Source organism: Oceaniglobus sp. K40-3, assembly GCF_055808395.1.
In genome coordinates this window covers 58,759-76,758 of record NZ_JBVVRW010000003.1, presented here as the reverse complement: position 1 = coordinate 76,758, position 18,000 = coordinate 58,759, and the positions used below count along the sequence as shown (strand labels likewise).

Genomic DNA, 18,000 nt, shown 5'->3' with positions numbered 1-18,000 from the left:
TCAGCTCCTCCCTAGATGTTGTAAACACGGGCGGCCGTGTCGTTGAATATTGCGGATTGTTTCTTTTTGCTCAGCGCGCTGGCGCCGGTCTTGAAGGCGTTGAACAGCTCGGTGTAACTGGTCCAGAGCTTTTCAACCGGAAAGTTGCTCCCGAACATGCAGCGGTCAGCGCCGAACATCTTTTCCACCGTCACGATCATGTCCGCGATGAATTCGGGATCGTTGCGGTGGATGAAGGTGCCAAAGGCCGACAGTTTGGTCACAACGTTGGGGCAATCGGCCAGAGCGGCCATGCCCTCGCGCCATTGCTTGCGGCCGTCTTCGGATAAATCCTCAAGCATTCCGGCGTGTTGCAAAATAAAGGTGACATGCGGACAGGCCTTGGCCAGGTCCACCGCCCCCGGCATTTGCGGCGCGAACACCTGAAGATCAAAGGACCAGCCGTAATCGCCCAGCCGCGCGATGTTTTTCTGCACCGTTTCATCACCGCAAAGATCGGGCGTTCCGGCAAAGCGATAGGTCGGATTTTCGTGCCAATGCAACTGTTGACGGATACCGCGCATCCGGCTGTATTTCTTCAACTTGTCCAACTGATCACGCACATCGCCGCTGGTAAAATCGGCATAGGCGACAATGGCGTCGGGCATCCCGTGTTCGTCACCCTGTTCCTGCACCCAGGCCGCTTCGTCCATGAACCAGTTCGGCGCCCAGTTCGCCTGCACATAGACCGATTTTTCAACGCCCGTGCCAGCAATATCGGCCATGTATTCCCGCGTTGTATAATCGCGCATGATCGCCCGGTAGGGGCCAAAGATGCGCGGCTGTTCCGGGCCAAGCAGCCAGGGCAGATCCTTTTGCAGCCAGATGTGGTGATGGGCATCTATCATGCGGCGCGCCTCAGGTTCAGGATGTGGTCGGTGATGGCGGCGGTATCGGCGCCGTCGCCAAGGGTGTCGATCAGGGGAAGAATGGCCTTTAACCCTGCGGTTTCAGGGGCATAGTCCGGGTCACGCGCCAGCGGCGTCAGCCAGTCAAGCCGCCATGCGCTGCGGCTGAGCCGGGTCACGGCATCGACCATCGCGCCGGGATCGCCCCGTTCCAGCCCGTCGGACAGCACGATCACCGCCGCACCACGCGCAAATCCGGCAAAGCGCGGCACCGCCAGATAGGCGGCCAGCGCCTCGCCAATCCTTGTGCCGCCGTCAAAATCGGCAATCAGCGCGCCTGCCCGCTCCAGCGCCTGCACGCGGTCACTGGGGCGCAACGCGGCGGTGATCCGGGTCAGGCGGGTGCCAAGGGTAAACACCTCGGCCCGGTCGGCCACCTGCACCACCGCATGGGCCAGCCGCATCGAGGCATCAGAGCGGTCCTTCATCGACCCGGACACGTCGATCAGCAACAGCACCCGCCGCTGCCGGGTCTTGCGCCGGGTTTCAAACAGTTTCAGAACGTCGCCTTCGCGCCGCGCCGCCTCGCGCAGGATGCGGCGCATGTCCATGCGGTTGCCCCGGTTGGCGCGTTGCCGCCGATAGGACAGGCGCCGGGGCAGCGCGCCGGGGCCATCGCGGTGCAGGTGCAACAGCGCGCTGTCATCGTCGCGCACCGCCAGTTCACGGCGGCCCAGCCGCTCAGCTGTGACTGCCTCGCCGCCGACTTCGCTGTCGTCCTGACCGATCTCGATTTCCTGCGTCTCGCCGGTGGGCTCGAACGCCTCAACGCTGTCATCCTCGCCCTCGGCGGGGGCCGCCACCGTCTGACCCAGAAAAATCGCGCGGAACAGCGCATCGTATTCGGCCAGCCGTTCCGGCGGAACCGAAAACAGCGCCCGCCCGGCCCGCCAGATATCGGTCAGATCGCGCGGGCCAAGAATGCCCACCGCTTCGATGAAACTGGCCGTCTGGTCGGGCGACACGGCAAAACCGGCGCGGCGCAGGGCCTGGGCAAAGCCGACGAAGGGCGTCAGGGCGCGCGGCAGGGTCATGCCGCCTCTCCGGGCAGCAATCCGTCAAGGCGCGGGGCAAGATAGGCCATGTCGTCGTGATCCTTGATCGCCACGCCGATGGCCCGGCGAAAGGCATCGGGCCAATGGGCGCCCTGCCCGTTCAACAGCGTCGCCGCCTCGGCCCATTCGATGGTTTCGGCCACCCCGGGCGGTTTGGCCAATGGTTCGCCGCGCAGGGCATTCACGCTGGCCACCACCGCATCCGCCGTGGCCTGCGCCACACGGGATGCGCGCGCCATGACGATCTGGGCCTCAAGGGCCGGGTGCGGATAGTCGATCCAGTGATAAACACAACGGCGCCGCAGCGCCTCGTGCAGGTCGCGGGTGCGGTTGGAGGTCAGAACCACCACCGGCGGCTGCGTCGCGCGCACGGTGCCGGTTTCGGGGATCGAAATGGTGAAATCGCTGAGGAATTCCAGCAGGAACGCTTCGAATTCATGATCTGCGCGGTCGATTTCGTCGATCAAAAGCAAAGACGTGGCCGGGTTTCTCAAGGCTGTCAGCAGGGGGCGCTCCAACAGGAACTCTTCGCCGTAAAGGTTTACAGCGCCTTCGCCGGCCTGCCGGATCGCCAGCATTTGCCGGGGATAGTTCCATTCGTACAGTGCCGCAGCGGCGTCGATACCTTCAAAGCACTGCAACCGGATCACCTGCCGCCCCAACACCCCGCCAAGCGCCTTGGCCGCCTCGGTCTTGCCCACGCCGGGCGCGCCTTCCAGCAGCATCGGCTTGCCCAAAGCCAGCGCAAGATAACTGGAGGTGGCCAGCGCATCGTCGGCCAGATACTGGGCATCGACCAGCGCGCGCTGCAACGCATCGGGGCTGTTCAGCCCGGCAATATTGGGGCGTACCGCCACCTAGCGCACCTGTTGCGGGCGGGCACCGCCGTTTTCACGCAACCCGCGCAAAATCTTTTCCGGCGTGATCGGCAGACGGTCGCACCGCACACCCACCGCGTTGTAAATCGCATTGGCAATGCCGGGCAGCACCGGGTTGGCGCACATTTCGCCCGGGCCTTTGCCGCCGAATGGCGCATCCTCGGCCGGGCGTTCCAGCACCGCGATGTGATGCGGCACGATCTGCCCCGGCCCCGGCATCAGATAGGTGTTGAAATCCTGCGGCCCGTGGTCGCGCTTGGGGTATTGCGGTTCGGTGGTTTCATAAAGCGCGTGGGACACCCCCATCCACGCACCCCCGATCAACTGCTGTTCCACCAGTTTCGGGTTCAGCGCCCGACCCACCTCGTACGCGGAATTGATCTGCGTCACCTCGACATCGCCGGTTTCGTCGTCCACCTCAAGGTCGATCACCAGGGCGGCATGGGCAAAACATGTCACCGGCGTCATTTCCCCGGTTTCGGGGTCGGCATCGGAGGGCGGGATCAGGAAAATCCCCCGCCCGGCCAGGGTGCGGCCCTGTTTGAACTGCGCCGCCATGGCGGTATCCGCCACGGTGATGGAACGCGACGGCGCGCCCTTGACGTGGATGTTGCCCTTGCCGTCGGTGTCCAGATCGGCGGCGTTCACCTCCAGTTCCTCGGCGGCGGCCTCCATCATCTGTTTGCGCGCTTCGGCGCTGGCGCGGATCACCGCGTTGCCCACCCGGTGCGTGCCACGCGACGCGAAAGACCCCATATCATGGGGGCCGGTGTCGCTGTCGGCGGTATCGACATAGACATCCTCGACCGGCACGCCCAGGGTTTCGCTGGCAATTTGCCGCGTGACCGATTTCATCCCCTGCCCCAGGTCGATGGCCGACAGCGCGACCATGAATTTACCATCCGGCGTGGAATGCACCAGCGCCTGTGCCGGATCGCCGCCCAGATTCATGCCGATGGGGTAATTGATACAGGCGAAACCACGCCCCTTGTGAATCGCCATGCTCAGCGCCTCCGGGTGCCGGAAAGGAACCGTGACGTGCCGGGGCGGTTGACGCCGCGGCTGAACGGTTGCTCGGGTTTATAGGGTTCGCTGGCCGGCGGCGATGCGACGGGCGGCGTTGGGGCCGGTTGTGGTTGTGTATAGGATGACGGTGCCGGTGGCGGCGCATAGGATGGTTGCGGCGCGGCGACGGGTGGCGTGGGTTGCCCCGCTGCCGGGCGCGGTGCGGCAGGCGCAGGGGCCGCGCCGTGCTGGGCCGCAATGCGGTGGCCGATCCGCTCGACCTCGATTTCCATATCGGCGTTCTGCACCGGGGCGGCAACAACCGGCACGCCCGCATGGCCCGCCGCAACCCGCCCGGTGGTCTGACGTGCCGGGGCGGTATCGGTGGTCCGCCCGGCGCGGCGTTCACCGATGCGGCCTTCCTCGTCGGTGGCCGTTTCGGGGATTTCGCCACGCTGACCGATACCGCCGCCGGTCAGCGAATTCTGCGCCATTGCATCGGCAGAGATCGCCCAGCCGGCCTTGCCCGCCGCCACCTGACAACATTCGATCAGGGCGGTATTCTTGGCCTTTCGCCGGTGCGCCTTCATGTCGCCATCACGATAGGCGTTGAGGATGCGCAACTCGATCGGGTTCATGCCCACCAGTTCAGCGATCCGGTCCATGTGGCATTCGATGGAAAAATCAACGGCGGTGATGCCAAACCCGCGCATGGCAGTGGCGGGCGTGCGGTTGGTGATCACGCAATAGACGTTGCTGGCGACGTTCGGAATGAAATACGGCCCCGGCAAATGACCCACGCCCTTGATGATCGCATAGGGCGACAGCCGCATATAGGCGCCTGAATCAAAGAACCCGGTCAATTCACGCGCGATGATCCGCCCGTCGTTCATGACCCCGTCCTTGATGCGCCAGCGTTCGGCGCCGCGCGGTGCGCCCACCTGCATTTCCTCGTACCGGTCCCAGGCGAATTTCACCGGCCGCCCGGTCAGCATGGCGCCCAGAACGGCGGTGGGTTCGACGATGGAATCGACCTTGCCACCAAAACCGCCACCCGCCGTCCCACCGATAAAGTGCAGCTTTGATGACGGCGTATCCAGCAGCTTGGCGGTGGTGCCCAGCGAAAAGAACAACGCCTGCGTGTTGGTGTGACAGACAAAGCGCCCGTTCTGTTCGGGCGCGGCAATGGCGCCGCAGGTTTCAATCGGCGCCTGTTCGATCGGCGACATCTGATATTCTGCCTCGACGATGTGATCGGCACGGGCAAACGCCGCGTTCACATCGCCAAAGCGCAGCTTTTGATGGTCGTACTTGCCGTGATAATCAAAGGTGTTGTTGGGATAAACCTCGTTCACCACCGGGGCGTTCGGTTTCAGCGCCTCTTCCGGGTCAAGAACATGAGGAAGCGGGTCATAATCCACCCGCACCTGCGCCACCGCATCGCGCGCTTCGCGTTCGGTGTCGGCAATGATCCAGGCGACGGTTTCACCAAGAAAGCGCACCTTGTCATGGGCGCAAAGCGGTTCGTCGTCGCGCCCGAAGTTGATGAGGCTGAGCAGCGTGTTGAGGTTCACCGGCACATCCGCCGCGGTGACCACCCGGCGCACCCCCGGCATTCGCGCGGCGGCGTCGGTGTCGATGCGCCGTATCCGGGCGTGGTGATGGGGCGAACGCACGGCGCGCATGTGCAACAACCCGTCGAACAGGTGATCGTCGTAATAGGCGGTGCGCCCGGTGACATGGCCCAGAATATCTTGCCGGATCGTGGGTTTGCCGATCTCTTTCAACGTATCGTCACGCTCGTTGGCGAAAAGATCCTTGCGGAATTCGGTGGTGGTCATGCTGTGCGTCCTTGCATCCGGGCGGCGGCCACCAGGATCGAATCCACGATGGGTTCGTATCCGGTGCAGCGGCACAGATTGCCGCTGATCGCCTCGATCACTTCGTCGCGGGTCGGGTTCGGGGTGCGGTCCAGCAATGCCTTGGCCGCCATCATCATGCCTGCGGTGCAAAACCCGCATTGCGCCGCGAACCCTTCCATAAAGGCGGTTTGCAGCGGGTGCAGGTCCGGCCCGCCAACCAGCCCGCCGGTGGTGTCGATCCGCTTGCCCTCGACGGTTTCGGCCAAGGTCAGGCAGGACAGATGCGGCACCCCGTCAATCAGAACCGTGCAACTGCCACAGGTGCCCTGGGCACAGCCCTGTTTCGGCGTCAGATCCCCGGCCCCCCGGCGCAGCACATCCAGAAGGTTCGCCCCCGGAACCACGAAAACCCCGGTTTCGGCATCGTTCAGGGTGAATGTCAGCGGTGTTCTGGCCATCAGCGGCGCCCCCCAGCAGCAATCGTTTCAAATGCACTGGCGCCACCTCGCGGCGATACCATTCGGTGGCCAGTTCATCGTCGGCGGGTTGCAGACCATCGCAACACACCTTCAGCGCCGGTTCGATGTCGGTTTCGGTCAATCCCCGCCCACGCAGTGCCTGTTCCGCCGCCTTGGCGCGCAGCGGTGTCGGCCCCATGGTGCCGAAGGCGATGCGCACATCGCCCAGCCGCCCCGACCCGGCCCCCGGCAGAAACGCCGCCAGCGACATCATCGAAACGCCCTTGGGTTTGACCCGGCTGACCTTGGCAAAGCGGAACTCGGCCTCGTTTATCCGTGGCACCGTGACCGAGGCAACAATGCCGCGCATGCGCGCCCGCCCTGACAGAAAGCTCTCGATCGGCTGGTTCTGTCCGTCGGCCATCTGCACACTGGCCTCCAACGCCAAAAGCGCCGTGGTGAAATCGCCATAGGGCGACGCGGCAAACAGATTGCCCCCCACCGTCGCCATGTTGCGCACCGCCGGGCCGCCAACGATGCGCGCCACGGGATGCAGCGCCGCAAGATCGCGCGCCGCAAGAACATCGGCCATGGTGGCCCCGGCGCCGATACGAATGCCCTGCCCTTCGGACCTGACCGAACGATCAATTTCGCGGCTTCGCACAATCCGGTCAAAGCTTTGATCGCCATAGTTCACGGCCCGCATCACCAAGGTGCCGCCGCCCAGATACCGCGCCCGGTCGCCCAGGGCCTGCGCCGCCTCGCGCAGGGTCGGATAGGTTTCAACCGCCAGCGTCATGCGCCCTCCAATCCCATATGCGCCCGGATCGCATTGATCCCGGCCTGATAGATGTTATCGCCCACAACGGCGGCCAGTTCGTCTTCGCGCCCCTTCGGGGTATCGAACCGGCAGCGCCAATCCCAGAACGTGTGATCCACGTCCGTCACCGGGATCAGCCGCACATGGGCGACATAATTCAAAAGCGGAATCGGCGTATCCAACAGGCAATAGCTGAACGCCGTTTCCGCATCGCTGAGGGTGAGAAGCTGTTCGCGCAGCTCTGAACCATCCTCCAGCTTGAACCGCCGGACACAGCCCACCCTGTCACTGTCGCGGCCCCGTTCGATGGCGCTGGTGGCGACGGCGGGGTGCCATTGATCGTGTCCGTTGAAATCACGCAACACCTCCCAGACCGCCTCGATCGGCGCGGAAATCACCGTGCTGCGGATCACGCTGACCATGGCCTAGCCCCCGAAATGCCGTTTCAGCGCGTCGAAACCGCCCTGAAACACGCCAGTGCCAATGCCGTTCACCAGATCGGTGGAATCCTTCGGCTCGCACTCGAACTCGGCGGTCCACTCGGCAAAGGTGCGCCCCCCGTCGGTGATCGGGGTCAGGCGCATGGTGGCCATGTAATCCCACAGGGGCATCGGCCCTTCCAGCATGGTGTAGGTGAAAAACAGATCGTAATCGCTTAGCCCGACAAGTTGTTCGCGGATCATGTCACCGTTTTGCAGGTGAAAATTGCGGATACAGCCGATCTTGTCGGACGGCAGCGCATCTTCGATCCGGCTGTCGCGGATGCGCGGGTGCCATTTGGGCATGGCGTTGAAATCGCGCACCCTTTCCCAGACTTTCGCAGGTTCGGCAGGAATGACCGAGCTGATGAACACACGGGCCATTTACGATTTCTCCGTCGGTTTGTCGCTGGGTTTCTGGGCCGCCTTGCTGCGGGCGACCTCTCCGGCGGCACGGGTCATGTCGCTGGCGTTGCGAAAGATATCGGACTTGGCGATGTTGGACCCGTCCAGCCCGATATCGGACAGCAGGCTGTCGACCATGGGCGCCTGCACGCGATAGCGCAGGGCGCTGTTCATCACCTCGTCCGTGGGACTTCCACCGCCGCCGCCGCCACCGCCATTCGGCGCACCATCGGCCCAGTTCAGCCCCTGGGTGCCGCTGCCGCCCAGTTGCATGATGCGGATGTCGTTGATTTTCTCCAGCGGCTTGACGCTCGCGGAAACGATACCCTCGACGTGTTCCAGCATCTTGCGTTTGAACAGGGAGGTGCGCGCGCCGTCGGTCAGCACGTTCTCGGCCTCGTTGATCAGCTTTTGCGCCTCGGCCTCGACGGCGGTTCTGATCTTGTCGGCTTCGGCCTTGATGCGGGTCTTTTCGGCCTCAAGCTCGGCAGCGGACACGCCCACGACCTTGCGGCGCGATGCCTCTTCGGTTTCGCCCACGGTTTTCACCTTCTCGGCGGCCTCGACTGCGCGGGCGCGGGCGTTTTCGGCCTCGATGGCAGCGGCGGATTGATCCAGCGATTTCTGGTACAGCGCAATCGCCTTTTCCATGCCGGCCTCTTCCACCGCCCGCTCGCGGCCGATTTCCAGACGGCGGCGTTCGGTCTGATGGCCGATGCGGGCATCGTCCAGCCCACGCTCGGACGCAATTCTTGCGCGCTCGATCTCTTCCTGGCTGGCGATTTCCGCCTCGTTCAAGGCCTGAACGCGGGCGATTTCAAGCTGTTCCAGCACACGGCGGCGTTCAAGCCGTTTGGAATCCAGCTCTTGCTCGGCCACGATCTTTTCGGCGTCCACCGTCTTGGCCTTGGCCACATGGGCGGCTTCGATGGCCTGATCGGCAGCAATTTGTGCCGCGTCCAGCGCCTTGTTGCGTTCGATTTCCAGATCGCGGATGCGACGGTCGCGGGCGATCTTTTCGACCGTGGTTTCGGCTTCTTTCTCGATCCGCTGACCTTCGATCAGACGGCGGGATGAAATCTCGGCGGCTTCGATGGCCTCCTGCTTTTCGATCTCGCGGCTGCGAATTTCGGCATCCCGCGCAATCTCGGCGGCGCGGGTGCGCGCGGCTTCGGTGATCTTGGCGGCGTTCACCGCCTCGGCGGCGCTGCTTGCGGCCACGTCCACGGCGCGGTTGCGGGCGATTTCGCGTTCGCGCATGTCCTGCTCATAGGCAATACGCTCGGCGGCCAGTTTCTTTTCCTTGGCGATCCGCTTGGCCTCTACGGCCTCTTGTTTCGCCGTGTCGGCAAAGGCAATGGCCTGTTCGCGGGCCAGATCGCGTTCCTTGGTGCGTTCCTCGTTTTCGATCCGCTCGACCTGGGTTCTGGCGTCGGTGGCGATGCGGGCCTTGTCCACTGCCTCGCGGCTGGCGATTTCGGCCTCGTCGATGGCGCGGTTGCGGGCAATCTCAAGGCTGCGGATGCGCTCCTCCTGGGCGATCCGTTCTTTGCTGGTGGATTCGTTGGCGGCAATTTCGGCCTGATCCAGCACCTTGCGCTGTTCGATTTCCTTGGCGCGGGTGGCCTGTTGGCTCTCGATCCTCTCGGCGGCCAGCATCTTTTCGCGCGCGATACGGGCGGCCTCGATGGCCTGTTCGCTGGCGATTTCAGCTTCTTCCAGCGCCTTCTTGCGGGCAATTTCCAGCGTCCGGGTTTCCTGATCGCTGGAAATCCGCTCGGCGCTGACCGTGCGTTCCTGGGCGATGCGCAGCTTTTCGCTGGCCTCGCGGCTGGCAATCTCGGCCTCTTCGATGGCCAGATTGCGGGCGATTTCCTTTTCGCGGGTGTTGCGTTCAAAGGCAATCCGCGCCTCGGTGATTTCACGTTCCTGCGCGATGCGGGCCTTTTCAATCACTTCCTTGGCGGAAATGTCGGCCTCGTCGATCGTGCGCTTGCGGTCAATCTCGCGGCTCTGGGTTGACAGATCCTTGTCGATCCGCGCTTCGGTGAGCGATTTTTCCTGGGCGATGCGGGCCTTTTCAATGGCTTCATGCGCTGAAATCTCGGCGGCGTCCGTATCGCGGGTGTTCGAAATGCGCGCCTCGGTCAGGCTGCGTTCCTGCATGATCCGCGCCTTTTCAACCACCTCCCGGGTTGAAATTTCGGCCTCGTCGATCACCCGCTGGCGCTCGATTTCCTGCTGGCGGATGGTGCGTTCGCTCGCCATCCGCGCGGCGGCGATCTGTTCTTCGTTGGCGATGCGGGCGCGCTCGATCGCCTCGCGTGACAGAAAGGTCGCCTCTTCGCCTTCGCGGTCACGTTCGCCCCGTTCACGGGCCAGTTCGGCGCGCTGGCGGGCGCGGCGGAATTCGATCTCGCGTTCCTGATCCAGACGGGCCGACTCGGAATCGCGTTCAATCTCAAGGCTCTGACGCTCGGCCTCAAGGTTGCGGGCGCGGATCTGAATCATCGTGTCCTGTTCGATGTCATTGCGCAGCTTGCGCCGCCCCTCGATCGCTTCGATCACGCTTGTCAGGCCTTCGGCATCAAACCGGTTGGACGGGTTGAAATATTCGATGTCCGTCTGGTCGATGTCGAGAATGGCGACGCTTTCCAGTTCCAGACCGTTCTTGTCCAGCCCCTCCTGCGCATAATCCAGCACCCGGCGCACATATTCGCCGCGCTGTTCGTGCAGTTCCTCGATCGTCATTTCCGACGCAACCGAACGCATGGCCGAAACGAACTTGCCCGACAAAAGCTGATGAATCCGTTCAGGTTCCAACGTGCGGCGGCCCAGGGTCGAGGCGGCCAGCGTCACCGCCTCTTTCGTCTGTTTCACCCGGATATAGAACGATGCCTCAATATCGACGCGCATCCTGTCTTTCGTGATCAGCGCCTTGTCACGCTCGCGCGTCACGTTCAGATCAAGCGAATTCATGTTGACCGGCGTGATGTCGTGGATGATCGGCCACACGAAGGCGCCGCCGTCGATCACCACCTTTTCGCCCATGAACCCCGTGCGCACAAAGGCGATTTCCTTGGTGGAACGGCGATAAAGCCAGTTCATCACCCAATAGAGGATGAAAATGACGATCACCGCCATGATCAGCCACAGGATCAATTGTCCTATCACTTGTCCGGTCATGATATACCCTCCCTTTGGGTGAACTTCGGTGCCTTAGCGGCTGATTTTCTTGAATTTACGGGTCTGTTCGGTCAGTGCGATCTCGGTTGGCAGACGCTCCATCGACGAGGCGCCGTAAAACCCGTGGCAATGTTTGGTGTTCTTCAGGACGTATTCGGCATCTTCCGGCATCGCCACAGGGCCACCGTGGACCAACACGATGATATCGGGGTTCACCTCCAACGCTGCCCTGGCCCAGGCATCGGTCAGCGCGGGTGCCTGTTCCAGCGTCACGCCGGTTTCGGCGCCGATGGAACCGCCGGTGGTAAGGCCCAGATGCACAACGATAATATCGGCCCCCGCCCCGGCCATCGCCCGCGCGTCGTCTTCGCAGAACACATAGGGCGTGGTCAGCAGGCCCTTTTCATGGGCCATGCGGATCATGTCGACCTCAAGCGCATAGGACATGCCGGTTTCTTCCAGATTGGCACGGAAGGTGCCGTCGATCAGGCCAACGGTGGGGAAGTTCTGAACCCCGGAAAACCCCTCGGCCTTTACCTGATCCAGAAACCTGTCCATCATCCGAAACGGATCGGATGCGCAGACGCCCGCCAGCACGGGCGTATGTTTGACCACCGGCAGAACCTCGCCCGCCATCTCCATCACCACACCGTTGGCATCGCCGTAAGGCATCAGCCCGGCCAGCGATCCGCGCCCGGCCATGCGGTAACGCCCGGAATTATAGATCACGATCAGATCGATCCCGCCGGCCTCTTCACATTTGGCCGAAAGGCCGGTTCCGGCACCGCCGCCGACGATGGGTTCGCCCGCGTCGCGCATGGCGCGAAACTTCTGCATCAGGGTATCGCGGTCAATCATCTCAGGCTCCTTTGGCGGATCTTGCGGGCTGCGCGTGGAACGACCGGAAGGTCTTGACCACCAGCGCGGCAAATTCGGGGTCGTTGATGTTATGGGGCACGCGCACCAACTGGCGGTTTGCGGTTTGCGTCACCACCTGTTCCAGCGTGTCGAACAGCGCCTTGTCGGCCTCGGGGTTCCAGAACGGTTTGCCCTTGGCATCCAGCGCCGAAACCCCACCCTCGGGGAGGAAGAACCGCACGACACCATTCATCCGGTTCAGTTTCCCGCCAATAAAACGCGCCATCGCGATGTTTTCATCAACCGATGTACGCATCAGCGTAATCTGCGGATTATGTTCATAAAACAGCCTGCCGCGGTATTTTTCCGGCACTGTTTCAGGCGCATTGAAATTCACCATGTCCAGCGCGCCACAGGCACCGATAAACGGCAGGCGCGAATTGATCGCAGCGTCAAACCGCGTGTCGTCAGCGGCAAAGACCCCCCCGGCGACCATATCGCATACTTCGGTGGCCGTCAGATCAAGAACGCCCTGCAACATGCCGGACGACAACAGTTTTTCCATGCTGCGCCCGCCGGTTCCCGTGGCATGGAACACCAGACAATCGTAATCGTCGTCAAGTTCGGCCACCACCTGTTGCACACAGGGCGTGGTGACGCCGAACATGGTCAGGCCAATAGCCGGTTTGCCCGCCTCTGGCTGACTGTTCTGGCGCGCCTTTGCCATGCCCGCCACCCCATGGGCGGCATTTCCCAACACCGCCCGGGTGATCGAATTCAGCCCCTGCACATCGGCCACCGAATGCATCATCGTGATGTCTGCCGGGCCGACATAATGTTCGGTATTGCCGCTGGCCACGGTAGACACGATCACCTTGGGCACCCCCACGGGCGGCACGCGAAAGGCAGGCGCCACAAGGGCCGTGCCGCCCGATCCGCCCGCCGCCAGCAAACCGGCAACATCGTTGCGGGTTTTCATCCAGCGTTCGAACGCCAGGGTCATGCCCGCCACCGCGCTGCCCCGGTCGCCGGTGAACACCCCCGCCGATCCGCGCGGATGGAACCCGGCAATCACCGCTGGCGGCACCTCGGCGCCCGAGGGTTTGCCGCTGGTCGAAAGGTCAACCATGGCCACCCGCAGGCCCGCTGCCTTGACTATATCGCGCATGAAGCGGAGTTCTTCGCCCTTGGTATCAAGGGTTCCGCAAACGTAAACCACCCCGGCACGCGGTTCGATCCTGCGCGCCGCCTGGGCCGGGCCTGACGATACATCGCTGGTCGTGCGTGCCGATTGTTCCAACAGATGAACAGGCACCGGGGCGCTCCAGCGGGTGGGCGTCCTGGGGTTGGACAAATAGATTTTCGCCGGGCCGCGCGGTGGTGCATTGCGGTCGGGGCGTGCCTCGGTTTCAACGGGGTTTTCATCATGGGCATGGCGGCCAACCCCCAACAGCGCCTGTTGCAGATCCCGGTCCGAGGCCAGCAACCCGGCATCCATCACCCGGTTGATCTTGCCGTTCACCATGATCGCCACGCGGTCGGCCACGGAACAGGCGACGCCGATGTTCTGTTCAATCACCAGAACATCGATGTCACCCTCCTGCCCCAGCCGGATCAGCATCTGCGCCACCTGATTGACGATGACGGGGGCCAGGCCCTCGGTGGGTTCATCCATCACCAACAGGCGCGGATTCAGCAACAGCGCCCGCCCGATGGCCAGCATTTGCTGTTCGCCACCCGAAAGCTGCGCGCCGCCGTTGCTTTTGCGTTCGGCCAGACGGGGGAAGGTGGAATAGATCCGCTCGGGCGTCCAGGCGCCGCCTTTGGTGGCGACCAGTTTCAGGTGTTCATCCACGGTCAGCGATTTCCACAACCGCCGCCCCTGCGGCACATAGCCGATGCCAAGACGGGCGATTTCCGCCGAAGATCGCCCGGCAAGAGATTGACCACCAAGGGAAATCGCGCCCGATGCAGTGGGCACCAGCCCCATGATCGCCTTGCACAGGGTCGTCTTGCCCATGCCATTGCGCCCGACAACCGACAACACGCCGCCCCCAAGGCTCAGGTTCACCCCCTGAAGCGCGTGGGACTGGCCATAATAGACGTTGAGATCTTTCACCTCAAGGATGGGTGCGCCGCCGCGATCACTCATGGCCGCCTCCCAGATACAGCGCCTGCACCTCTTCGTCGTCCTCGATCTCGGCGGGTTTGCCTTCCTTGAAGATGCGCCCGTTGTGCATCATCGTCACCATGTCCGACACGCGCAGGGCGACATCCATATCGTGTTCGATGATGATATATCCAACATGTGACGGCAGCCCGGTCAGGATTTCCACCAGCTCGGAACGTTCAGTGGGCGACAATCCTGCGGCGGGTTCATCGAACAGAATGAACCGTGGCGCGCCCGACAGCGCCATGGCGATTTCCAACTGGCGCTGTTGCCCATAAGACAGATCGCTGACCATGGTGTCGCGCACCGGTTCAAGGTGGACGACACCCAACAGATCCTCGGCCGATTGCATCAAGGCTTCGGACCGCCCGGGACGGATGAAGGAAAACCGCCCGCGCGACACACCGCGACAGGCCAGATAGATGTTGTCGATCACCGACAGCCCGGAAAACAACAGCGAAATCTGATAGGTGCGGCGCAGCCCCCGGCGAATGCGTTCCTGTGCGGGAAAAGAGGTGACATCTTCACCAAAGAACCGGATCGCGCCGGTGGTCGGGGGAAAATCGCCGGTGATGCAGTTGAACAGCGTGGTCTTGCCCGCGCCGTTGCTGCCCAGAACCGCGCGGCGTTCGCCCGGTTTCACGGTCATTTCGATCCCGCCCAACGCCTCAAGCGCGCCGAATTTCTTTGACACGCCGCGCAGTTCCAGCGCGTTGTCGGTGCCGGTTGCGGCCAGACGGTCGGTGATGGAGGTGCGCGCCATCATTCGACCCCCTTGCCGGTCAGCGGATCGCGCTTGCGGCTTTCGCGCAATTTTTCCCACAGGCCCAGCAACCCGTCGGGCGACCAGAAAACGATGATCAGGAACCCGACACCGATCAGCAGGTTGAACCGCTCGCCGCCCAGCCCCAGCGCGATAAGAACATCGACAGCAAAGGTTTTCAGCAGCACAAAGATGAACGCGCCGATAAAGGCGCCGATGGGGTGACGCAGCCCGCCAATCACCGCGACAACCAGAACGTCGATGGCGGCCTGAATGCTGATCGTGCCGGGCGAAATCTGCGCCGATTGCCAGGTCAGAAGAATACCACCGATCCCGGCAATGAGGGCGGCAAACGCATAGGCCGCCACCCGGTGCGCGGTGACGTTATACCCCAGCGCAGCCATGCGGCGCGGGTTGTCGCGCACCCCTTGCAGGGCAAGGCCAAAGGGCGCGCGGCTGACATAAAGAACGGCGGAATATCCGGCAACAGCCCAGAACAGGGTCAGATAATAGAACGCCTCGGGGCCGCGCCAATCGACCCCGAACAAGTCCGGCGGCAGGACCGAGTTAAAGCCCTGAAACCCGTTGAACACATCGTAATTCTGGCGCGCGAAATAAAAGAACGCGGCGGCAATCGCGAGGGTGATCATGATCGTATAGATCCCCTCGGTGCGCACCGCCAGCCAGCCGACCAGCGTGGCAAACGCCATGGTCAACAACAACGCCAGCGGAATCACCAGCCACCATGGCCACCCCTGCGAGATGGTATCAACCGCGCTGCTGCCAAAGATCGCAACCATATAGCCGCAGAACCCCGCAAACGCCATTTGCGCCAGCGAAACCATGCCGCCATAACCGCCCAGAAACATCAGCGACAGGGCAATCAGGCCAAGGATAAAGGTCCAGCCCATGATCTGGAACATCACAAAATCGCTGGCGAATGCCGGCACGATCAACAGCAAAATACCAACAACCCAATAGGCGGGCGGAACAGTCTCGAGCCACTTGGGCTGTTCCCGGGTGGCGTCGGTTTCGGGAAGTGCGACCATGCCCTATGCCTTTCCCAACAGACCCTGCGGGCGGAACGCCAGCACGATCACCATGATCAGAAAGGTCAGCACAACGGCATAGGTCGGAAAATAGACCGATCCGAACTGTTCGGCCAGGCCGATCAAAAGCGCGCCGAGGGCCGCGCCGGGAATCGACCCCATGCCACCCACGATCACCACCACAAGGCTGGCCAGCAGAAACCGGATGTCTTCGCCCGGAGCGATGGATTGAAAGGTGCCCCCGACCACGCCCGCGATGCCCGCAAGGCCCGCGCCAAAGGCAAAGACACCGACAAACACGATCTGGATACGCGCGCCCGTCGCGCTGAGCATGTCACGATCATCGACACCGGCACGGATCATCATCCCGATCCGCGTCTTGTTCAGCGCCAGCCACATGGCCACGCCAACCACGACCGAAGCGGCAAAGATCACGATCCGCACCATCGGGTATTTGATATACACCGGTTCGCCGCTGGATTTGACGGCGGAAACGAAAAAGGTGGTCATCGGGCCAGACAGCCATTCAGGCGGCGAAATATTATAGAAATCACCGCCAAAGCCCCAAAGCATGAGATCGGCAACCACGATGGAAATGCCGATCGCCACCAAGGTCTGGCGCAGATCTTCGCCCTCCATCCGGCGGAACACCAGAATTTGCAGCATAATGCCAAAGAACCCGACCACGACAAAGGCGATGGGAAAGGCCAGAAGCCAGAAACCGGTTATATCGGCAGCGAAATATCCGACGTATCCGCCCAGCAGATACAGCGACCCATGGGCAAGGTTGACGTTGCGCATCAGCCCAAAGATCAGGGTAAACCCGCTGGCCACCAGGAAATAAAGGCCGCCAAGGGTGATGCCGTTGAACAGCGCGTTCAAAAACACCTTCTTGCGCCCGAACACATCTTCGAACCCGTCAGGCCAGACTGCAAAGATCATCCACAGCAGAACAGCGGCCACCACCGCGATGATTGCCGTCCAGACCGGATGACGGGTGGCAAAGTGTCTCATGTTGCCGGCCATCCCGTCGGGGTGGCGCAGATGCGGTCAGCCGTGAAGATCACCCATTCCTCCCCTGCCCGTTTGCCGGGCCTTGCGATCACGTTAATTGCGGGCGCCGGAAACCGGCATACCCGAAAGTCTGCCCGCCTGTCCGATCATCGGAAAAGCGGCGCTGGTACATTGGGCGACCCGGCGATATTCGCTGGGCGCTATGCCGACGTTGGACGAAAAGAACCGGGTAAAGCTGGCCTGTGATGAAAACCCCAGACCATGGGCAATGTCGGTGACGGATTTGTCGGTGGTCAGCAGATCCTCGATCGCCTGTTCTGACCGCAGGGTGTTGAGATAGATATTCGGCGTCACCCCCATCTGTTGCTTGAACAGCTTGAAAAATGCGGCCGCGACAACCCGACGGATCGGGCGATACTCTCCATATCGACATCCTCGGTCATCCGGTCCTCCATCAGGCGCAGGGACCGGCGCACCCGGAAATCGTTGAACCGCTGGCAGGCCACGTTCAGGCTGTCCAGGGGCGCGGCGTTCCAGGTCTGTTCAAAGCTTTCCTTGGTCAGGGCGAACAACAGATCGTCAAACCCGTTGTGTTCCTCATCCTCAAGAAGATGCGCCGTCAGCCGTTTGACCAGATCGTCGATCACCGGTGTCATCGTGATCGCGCTGCGCCCGAATTTCAGGGCATATTCCGCCGAGGCCGAGTTTTCCAGAAACCACATGGGTTTGATATACAGCGTCAGCGACACCACGTCGCCCTCGGGCGAACCGTTCCAACTGTGCGGTTCCCACGGGCTGATCGCGGTGGCCATGGTGGCGGTACAGGGAACGTCCGTGTCCGACACCGTCATTGTCGCCGCGGGGCCGCTGATATTATACACGATATGCCCTTCGCGATGGGCGTGGTTGATGATCGGCCGGTCCAGCCGATAGATCGTCGCACGGCCGAACTCTCCGTGCGATACTGATACCGCATGACTCATCTGTTTCCTCCCGTTACCCGGCGCACCGCTCTGACGGCGGTTGCACCGAACGTACAGTGCCGCACAGG

Annotated in this window: 16 protein-coding genes and 1 pseudogene; all 17 read right to left on the bottom strand. The window is 62.5% G+C overall.

The genetic code is table 11. From position 1 onward, the window contains the following. Positions 1-11: 11 nt before the first annotated feature. Entirely contained in the window at positions 12-887 is an 876-nt protein-coding gene (locus AC0L7P_RS18780) for an amidohydrolase family protein (protein ID WP_473435680.1), read from the bottom strand. Then, entirely contained in the window at positions 884-1,981 is a 1,098-nt protein-coding gene (locus AC0L7P_RS18775; protein WP_473435679.1) for a vWA domain-containing protein, read from the bottom strand. The genes AC0L7P_RS18780 and AC0L7P_RS18775 overlap by 4 nt, the downstream gene beginning before the upstream one ends. Then, entirely contained in the window at positions 1,978-2,859 is an 882-nt protein-coding gene (locus tag AC0L7P_RS18770) for an AAA family ATPase (protein WP_473435678.1), read from the bottom strand. The genes AC0L7P_RS18775 and AC0L7P_RS18770 overlap by 4 nt, the downstream gene beginning before the upstream one ends. Continuing rightward, entirely contained in the window at positions 2,860-3,882 is a 1,023-nt protein-coding gene (locus tag AC0L7P_RS18765; protein WP_473435677.1) for a xanthine dehydrogenase family protein molybdopterin-binding subunit, read from the bottom strand. Between the two features lie 2 nt (positions 3,883-3,884). After that, positions 3,885-5,726 carry a xanthine dehydrogenase family protein molybdopterin-binding subunit gene (locus AC0L7P_RS18760; RefSeq protein ID WP_473435676.1) on the bottom strand — a complete coding sequence of 614 codons (1,842 nt, stop codon included), beginning with the start codon at positions 5,724-5,726 and terminating at the stop codon, positions 3,885-3,887. Next, positions 5,723-6,205: a (2Fe-2S)-binding protein gene (locus AC0L7P_RS18755; protein ID WP_473435675.1), complete on the bottom strand. Its 483-nt coding sequence runs from the start codon at positions 6,203-6,205 to the stop codon at positions 5,723-5,725. Before AC0L7P_RS18755 ends, AC0L7P_RS18760 begins: the two co-directional genes overlap by 4 nt. A gap of 10 nt (positions 6,206-6,215) precedes the next feature. After that, positions 6,216-7,004: pseudogene (locus AC0L7P_RS18750) on the bottom strand (FAD binding domain-containing protein); the annotation flags it as partial. Further along, on the bottom strand, positions 7,001-7,447 hold the full coding sequence (locus AC0L7P_RS18745; protein WP_473435674.1) for an SRPBCC family protein: 447 nt from the start codon (positions 7,445-7,447) through the stop codon (positions 7,001-7,003). The gene AC0L7P_RS18745 and the pseudogene AC0L7P_RS18750, both read right to left, overlap by 4 nt. Before the next feature lie 3 nt (positions 7,448-7,450). Next, the gene (locus AC0L7P_RS18740) at positions 7,451-7,888 is read right to left on the bottom strand and encodes an SRPBCC family protein (protein ID WP_473435673.1); all 438 of its coding nucleotides are present in this window, start codon (positions 7,886-7,888) and stop codon (positions 7,451-7,453) included. Further along, positions 7,889-11,095 (bottom strand): flotillin family protein, encoded by a 3,207-nt coding sequence (locus AC0L7P_RS18735; RefSeq protein WP_473435672.1) that lies wholly within the window; start codon positions 11,093-11,095, stop codon positions 7,889-7,891. A 33-nt stretch (positions 11,096-11,128) separates the two neighbouring features. Continuing rightward, a complete protein-coding gene (locus tag AC0L7P_RS18730; RefSeq protein ID WP_473435671.1) occupies positions 11,129-11,953 on the bottom strand; it encodes a phosphoenolpyruvate hydrolase family protein in 825 nt (274 codons plus the stop codon). Position 11,954: 1 nt separating this feature from the next. Further along, entirely contained in the window at positions 11,955-14,105 is a 2,151-nt protein-coding gene (locus AC0L7P_RS18725) for a Tm-1-like ATP-binding domain-containing protein (protein ID WP_473435670.1), read from the bottom strand. Then, positions 14,098-14,886 carry an ABC transporter ATP-binding protein gene (locus tag AC0L7P_RS18720; RefSeq protein ID WP_473435784.1) on the bottom strand — a complete coding sequence of 263 codons (789 nt, stop codon included), beginning with the start codon at positions 14,884-14,886 and terminating at the stop codon, positions 14,098-14,100. The genes AC0L7P_RS18725 and AC0L7P_RS18720 overlap by 8 nt, the downstream gene beginning before the upstream one ends. Next, a complete protein-coding gene (locus AC0L7P_RS18715) occupies positions 14,886-15,935 on the bottom strand; it encodes a branched-chain amino acid ABC transporter permease (RefSeq protein ID WP_473435669.1) in 1,050 nt (349 codons plus the stop codon). Before AC0L7P_RS18715 ends, AC0L7P_RS18720 begins: the two co-directional genes overlap by 1 nt. 3 nt (positions 15,936-15,938) lie before the next feature. After that, positions 15,939-16,949 carry a branched-chain amino acid ABC transporter permease gene (locus AC0L7P_RS18710; RefSeq protein WP_473435668.1) on the bottom strand — a complete coding sequence of 337 codons (1,011 nt, stop codon included), beginning with the start codon at positions 16,947-16,949 and terminating at the stop codon, positions 15,939-15,941. A gap of 93 nt (positions 16,950-17,042) precedes the next feature. Next, positions 17,043-17,303 (bottom strand): helix-turn-helix transcriptional regulator, encoded by a 261-nt coding sequence (locus tag AC0L7P_RS18705; protein ID WP_473435667.1) that lies wholly within the window; start codon positions 17,301-17,303, stop codon positions 17,043-17,045. Continuing rightward, positions 17,300-17,932, bottom strand: a complete 633-nt coding sequence (locus AC0L7P_RS18700; protein WP_473435666.1) for a hypothetical protein — start codon at positions 17,930-17,932, stop codon at positions 17,300-17,302. The genes AC0L7P_RS18705 and AC0L7P_RS18700 overlap by 4 nt, the downstream gene beginning before the upstream one ends. Positions 17,933-18,000: the final 68 nt, after the last annotated feature.

What these genes read in the sequence shown, in the direction of transcription:
- AC0L7P_RS18715 (WP_473435669.1), bottom strand. Translation starts at nt 15,935, where the DNA reads ATGGTCGCACTTCCCGAAACCGACGCCACCCGGGAACAGCCCAAGTGG.
- AC0L7P_RS18730 (WP_473435671.1), bottom strand. Translation starts at nt 11,953, where the DNA reads ATGATTGACCGCGATACCCTGATGCAGAAGTTTCGCGCCATGCGCGAC.
- AC0L7P_RS18710 (WP_473435668.1), bottom strand. Translation starts at nt 16,949, where the DNA reads ATGAGACACTTTGCCACCCGTCATCCGGTCTGGACGGCAATCATCGCG.
- AC0L7P_RS18755 (WP_473435675.1), bottom strand. Translation starts at nt 6,205, where the DNA reads ATGGCCAGAACACCGCTGACATTCACCCTGAACGATGCCGAAACCGGG.
- AC0L7P_RS18735 (WP_473435672.1), bottom strand. Translation starts at nt 11,095, where the DNA reads ATGACCGGACAAGTGATAGGACAATTGATCCTGTGGCTGATCATGGCG.
- AC0L7P_RS18720 (WP_473435784.1), bottom strand. Translation starts at nt 14,886, where the DNA reads ATGGCGCGCACCTCCATCACCGACCGTCTGGCCGCAACCGGCACCGAC.
- AC0L7P_RS18780 (WP_473435680.1), bottom strand. Translation starts at nt 887, where the DNA reads ATGATAGATGCCCATCACCACATCTGGCTGCAAAAGGATCTGCCCTGG.
- AC0L7P_RS18775 (WP_473435679.1), bottom strand. Translation starts at nt 1,981, where the DNA reads ATGACCCTGCCGCGCGCCCTGACGCCCTTCGTCGGCTTTGCCCAGGCC.
- AC0L7P_RS18740 (WP_473435673.1), bottom strand. Translation starts at nt 7,888, where the DNA reads ATGGCCCGTGTGTTCATCAGCTCGGTCATTCCTGCCGAACCTGCGAAA.
- AC0L7P_RS18700 (WP_473435666.1), bottom strand. Translation starts at nt 17,932, where the DNA reads ATGAGTCATGCGGTATCAGTATCGCACGGAGAGTTCGGCCGTGCGACG.
- AC0L7P_RS18725 (WP_473435670.1), bottom strand. Translation starts at nt 14,105, where the DNA reads ATGAGTGATCGCGGCGGCGCACCCATCCTTGAGGTGAAAGATCTCAAC.
- AC0L7P_RS18745 (WP_473435674.1), bottom strand. Translation starts at nt 7,447, where the DNA reads ATGGTCAGCGTGATCCGCAGCACGGTGATTTCCGCGCCGATCGAGGCG.
- AC0L7P_RS18760 (WP_473435676.1), bottom strand. Translation starts at nt 5,726, where the DNA reads ATGACCACCACCGAATTCCGCAAGGATCTTTTCGCCAACGAGCGTGAC.
- AC0L7P_RS18765 (WP_473435677.1), bottom strand. Translation starts at nt 3,882, where the DNA reads ATGGCGATTCACAAGGGGCGTGGTTTCGCCTGTATCAATTACCCCATC.